Annotated in this window: 3 protein-coding genes; all 3 read left to right on the top strand. The window is 72.4% G+C overall.

Annotated elements, in window-relative coordinates; all coding sequences use genetic code 11:
* Positions 1-232: 232 nt before the first annotated feature.
* Positions 233-1,792 (top strand): serine/threonine-protein kinase, encoded by a 1,560-nt coding sequence (locus QZ433_RS00015; protein WP_295779416.1) that lies wholly within the window; start codon positions 233-235, stop codon positions 1,790-1,792.
* 61 nt (positions 1,793-1,853) lie between these two features.
* A complete protein-coding gene (locus QZ433_RS00010; protein WP_366761844.1) occupies positions 1,854-2,882 on the top strand; it encodes a LacI family DNA-binding transcriptional regulator in 1,029 nt (342 codons plus the stop codon).
* 117 nt (positions 2,883-2,999) lie between these two features.
* Positions 3,000-5,332 (top strand): endo-1,4-beta-xylanase (locus QZ433_RS00005; protein ID WP_295779414.1); only part of this gene is annotated, 2,333 nt, incomplete at its 3' end.

Here is a 5,332-nt window from a genome sequence, read left to right as displayed (position 1 = left end):
ACAGCGGCGCGCGAGCGGTGTGGTCGAGCGACACGGGCGGGGCACCGTCCGAGGGCGACGACGGCTGAGACGGCTGAGCCGCGGACCGGCGCCCATTATGCGCGTCGGCACCCTGGCTCGCCACCCCCGTCCGATGCGCACCGCTCGGGCATAGTGTCCCCCTCGACGGGATGACCGCACGGCATCCCCCCTCGCTGCTCGCCCCCCGCGGCGCCTCCTTACGAAGGACCCGATGAGCCACGCCCCCGACCTTCCGATGCCTCACGCGGGCGACATCCTCGGTGGGCGCTACATCCTGCGCGAGCGCATCGGCGCGGGAGGAATGGGCCGCGTCTTCCGTGCCCGCGACGAGGTGCTCGCTCGCGATGTGGCGATCAAGATCTTCCACCTCGACGGGGGTGACGATCCGGCGCCCATTCGGCGGATGGCCGAAGCCCGCGCTCTGGCCGCTCTCGACCACCCTTCGCTCGTCACGCTCTACGACGCGCGGCTGGGCGCGGGAGATCACGTCTACCTCGTCATGGAGCTCATCGAGGGACCCTCGCTGCGTCGGCGCATCGAGGACGGGCCGATCCCCGTCGCCGAGGTGGCCGGTTTCGTGCGGGACCTGGCCGGGGCTCTGGCGGTGGTGCACGAGGCCGGCATCGTCCACCGCGACGTGAAACCGTCGAACGTCCTGCTGCGCCCCGTCCGTGGGCGCGAGGTGCCCTTCGAGGCGGTGCTCGCCGACTTCGGCGTCGCCCACCTGATCGACGCGACGCGGTTGACGACGCCGGGAACGGTGATCGGCACCGCCGCCTACCTGGCGCCCGAGCAGGTGCGTGGCGAGGCGCCTCGCGCCGAATCGGACGTCTACGCCCTGGGCCTGCTGGCGATCGAGGCGCTGACGCGTCTGTCTCCGTTCGGCGCGGGGACGCTGCAGGAGAGTGTGCTCGCGCGTCTCGCCCGCCAGCCCGAGGTGCCCGCCGGTTTCGGCTACGAGTGGCGGTCGCTGCTGACGGCGATGACGGCGACCGACCCCGACGCGCGGCCCCGCGCGGCGGATGTCGCGCGACGCGCGGCCGAGCTCGCGCCCGACGCGCCGGCGCCGGCTGCGCTCGGGTCGATCTCGCGGGCGGATGACGAGACCCGTGCTCTCGATGAGCTGTTCGCCCCCGCGGTGGTGTCGGCGGCGTCGACCCCGGTGCCGGCCCGCGAGACGACAGCCGCTACGGCTCCCGGTTCGCGCGCCCGTCGAGAGCGGGCGGCCCGGGGACGCGGCTGGGTGTGGGCGGGCGCAGCCGCGGCGGCGGCCGTCGTCGTGGGCGGACACGTGCTGGCCTTCTCGCTCGGCTCCCCGGGCGGGGCGACCACGGATCGTCAGCCCGCTCCCACGTCGAGCGCGACCCCGGCGCTGGCCGAGCGCTCCGCACCCGATCCGCCCCCCAGCCAGGCCGTGCTCCCGGTTTCGTCGACGGATGCCGACACCCCGCCCGCGCCGAGCGCGCCGGTCGACGTGGTGGCCGATCCGACCGACGACACCGCTGCGACCACTCCCTCTGCTCCGCCGCCCGTCGAGACGACCCCCACGCCCGTCGCCCCGGTCGCGCCCGAGAGCGGTTCGCCCGGCGGCGGGGCACCCACGAGCGCGCCGTCCCCGGCGGCAAGCGCGAATCCCGGTCCGGGCCTCGCCCCGGGCGCCGGGTCGGGCCCCGGCCGATCGGACCAGGCCCCCGGGCACGTGACACCCGTCGGCAATCACGGGAACGGCAACGGTCCGAAGCCCTCGCCCACCGCGACCCCCGCGGGATGAGGGTACCGATGGGCGGTCGAAAGCTCACGTAAGTTTCGCGGAACGGGCGTAAGCTGTGGCGGTGCGAAGCCCTGATGCCCCTGATCGCGTCCGCCTGAGCGACATCGCCGACGAGGCCGGGGTCTCGGTGGCGACCATCTCGAAGGTGCTGAACGGCCACGACGACATCTCGCCCGCGACGCGCGGGCGGATCGAGGCACTGCTGACCGCGCGCGGGTACGTGCGGCGGTCCAAGAGGGAACGGCCGCTGGGCGGTCTGATCGAGCTCGTGTTCCACGAGTTCGAGGCGAGTTGGTCGATGGAGATCATCACGGGGGTGCAGGAGGTCGCCAAAGAGCACGGGCTCGCGGTCGTCGTCACCGAGAGCGGTGGGGTGCACTCCCTCGGCGACCACTGGATCGAGGGCGTGCTGCGTCGACGGCCCGCCGGCATCGTCCTGGTCGCCTCGGCCGTCCTGGCGCGCCAACGCGCGCGATTGGCTGCCCGTGGCATCCCCTCCGTCGTCGTGGACTCGGCGGGCGACCCGCCGGCCGACGTCCCCTCGGTCGGTTCCGCCAACTGGGCGGGAGGGCTGGCGGCGACGCGGCACCTGCTCGAGCTCGGTCACCGGCGGATCGCGGCCATCACGGGCCCGAGCGACATGCTGTGCTCGTTCGCCCGGCTGGACGGATACCGCTCGGCCATGGCGACGGCCGGTCTCGAGGTCGACCCGTTGTGGGTGCGGTTCGGCACCTTCCACGTCGACTTCGGCCGCGACGCGGCGCGCGAGATCCTGGCGCTGCCCGATCGCCCGACGGCCGTCTTCGCGGGCAACGACCTGCAGGCGCTGGGGGTCTACGACGCCGCGCGCGAGCGCGGGCTGCGCGTGCCCGAGGACCTGTCGGTGGTGGGATACGACGACATCGCCCCGGCGCGGTGGGTCAGCCCGGCGCTGACGACGGTGCACCAGCCGCTGAGGAGGATGGGTGTCGAGGCCGCGCGTATGCTCCTCGACCCCACGGCGCGGACCGCCGAGGGCGGTGTCGCGCGCGTGGATCTCGCCACGCACCTCGTCGTCCGCGGCAGCACCGCGCCCCCGCGCAAGGGCTGACCGGCGCCGTTCGAACTTTCGCGGAAGTTTCGTCGCGTTTACGTAACGACGTGGTCCGCGAGCCTCTCCGCGCGACATAAGTTGTGTGCCACAACCTATCCGCGCAAAGGAGCGCTCGTGCCACGACGCCTATTCACCCTGGCTTCCCTCGCGACCGCGGGAGCCCTCATCTTCGGCGGCGCCGCGGCACCCGCGAACGCCGCCCCGACCACCGTCAGCTCCGTCGACTTCACCGACGGCACGACGGGAGACTGGACCCGCAGCGGCGGAACCGACGCCACGCTCAGCATCGTCGAGCTCGACGGCGACACCGTGCTGCGCGTGAGCGACCGCGACGCCGACTACGTCGGCATCCAGAGTCCGACCGGGATCTATGAAAGCGGCGAGACCTACACCTTCTCGCTGCGGCTCCGTCTCGCTGCGGGCACCCCCGACACGAGTGCGCGCCTCGTGATGAAGCCGGCGTACACGTGGATCGGCAACACCGCCGTCACGGCGGCCGGATGGACCACGATCAGCGGCACCTTCACGGCGCCCGCCGGGGACGCGTCCACTCTGCAGGCCTACATCGGGACCTCCGACATCCCCGGGACGCCCCGTTACTCGTACTACGTCGACGACATCGTCGTCACCACCGACGGCGCGGGCGAAGGCGCCACACCCCCGGACGTGGCGCCCGGTGGGGCCGTCGACCCCTCCCCCACGCCGGTCGTGGCCGCGCAGGGCGAGGGCGAGGTCGCGGCGCTGACCTTCGACGACGGCCCCAACCCCGACACCACGCCCGCCCTGCTCGACTACCTCGCCGAGAACGACATCCGCGCGGTGTTCTGCGTCATCGGACAGAACATCACGGCACCCGGCGGCGCCGACCTGCTGCGGCGGATCGTCGCCGAGGGGCACGTGCTGTGCAACCACTCGACGACGTACGACGACATGGGCTCGCTCACCACGGCGCAGGCCGCCGCGCGCATGGCCGAGAACCTCACCCTCATCCGGACGGCGCTCGGCGACGACGACCACCCCGTGCCGTTCTTCCGCGCCCCGAACGGATCGTGGGGCAACACCCCCGCGGCGGCCGTCTCTCTCGGAATGCAGCCTCTCGCGGTAGTCAACACGATCGACGACTGGCAGACGCAGGACGTCCCCACCCTGACCGCCGACCTGCGCGCTGCCATGAAGCCCGGTCAGACCGTGCTGGTGCACGACGGCGGCGGCGACCGCTCGGGCTCCCTCGCGGCGGTGCGCACGGTGGTGACCGAGCATCTCGCCGAGGGGTGGACCTTCTCGCTCCCCGTCGGCGCGACGTCGGCCGCCGGCGGCGATCCGCAGCCCGGCGCCGTGCTGCTCGCCTCGGACTTCGACTCCGGCGACCTCGGCGGATGGGGCCCGCGCGCCGGGTCGGACACCTCGGCACCGCGGGTGTCGATCGTCGACGGCGGCGCCGACGACACGGCATCCGCCGCGCAGGTCGATCAGCGCACGCACGAGGGCGACGGCATCCAGTACGACGTCACCGGAATCCTTCAGCCCGGGCGCACCTATGCCGTGAGCCTCGCGGTGCGCTTCGCACCGGGCAGCCCGACCGGGCAGGGGCTCACCCTGTCCGCCCGCACCGTCTCTCAGGGCGCGCAGAACTTCGCCAACCTGCTGCAGATCGAGAACGCCTCGGCCAGCGGATGGACCACCGTCCGCGGGGAGTTCACCGTTCCGGCGTACGACTCGGCGGCGGAGATCTACGTCGAGTCCCGCTACAACAGCGGCAACACCTCGACGTTCCTCGTCGACCAGGTGCGGGTCACGGTTCCCGAGGCGACGCAGGTCGACACGAGCCTGACGCCCGTCAGGGACACCGTCGACTTCCCCCTCGGTGTGGCGATCGACTCGCGCGAGACCAGCGGAGCGGCCTCGGATCTGCTGCGACACCACTTCGGCCAGATCAGCCCCGAGAACGCGATGAAGGTCGAGGCCTGGTACACCGGCCCCGACCAGTTCGCCCGCAACGGCGAGGCCACCGCCCTGCTCGATTACGCGCAGACGAACGACCTGCGCCTGTACGGCCACGTCCTGGTCTGGCACTCGCAGACCCCGGACTGGTTCTTCCAGGACGGCACCGGGCGCGAGCTGGGAACCTCGGAGGCCGACAAGCAGCTACTGCGCGACCGGCTGCGCACGCACATCTTCGACGTCGCGGCATCCATCTCGGACGACTACGGCCCGTTCGGGTCGGACACCAATCCGCTCGTGGCCTGGGACGTGGTGAACGAGGTCATCTCGGACCAGGCGACGCCCGACGGTCTGCGCACCAGCCGCTGGTACCAGGTGCTCGGAGAGGAGTTCATCCGCCTGGCGTTCCAGAACGCCGACGAGGCGTTCAACCGCGAGTACGCGGCGCCGGGCACCGACCGCCCCGTGAAGCTGTTCATCAACGACTACAACACCGAGATCGACGC

Origin of the sequence: uncultured Microbacterium sp. (assembly GCF_913776565.1) — a bacterium.
In the GTDB taxonomy this organism is placed as follows: domain Bacteria; phylum Actinomycetota; class Actinomycetes; order Actinomycetales; family Microbacteriaceae; genus Microbacterium.
The sequence above is the reverse complement of the archived record's forward strand: the minus strand, read 5'-3'. Positions and strand labels throughout refer to the sequence as shown.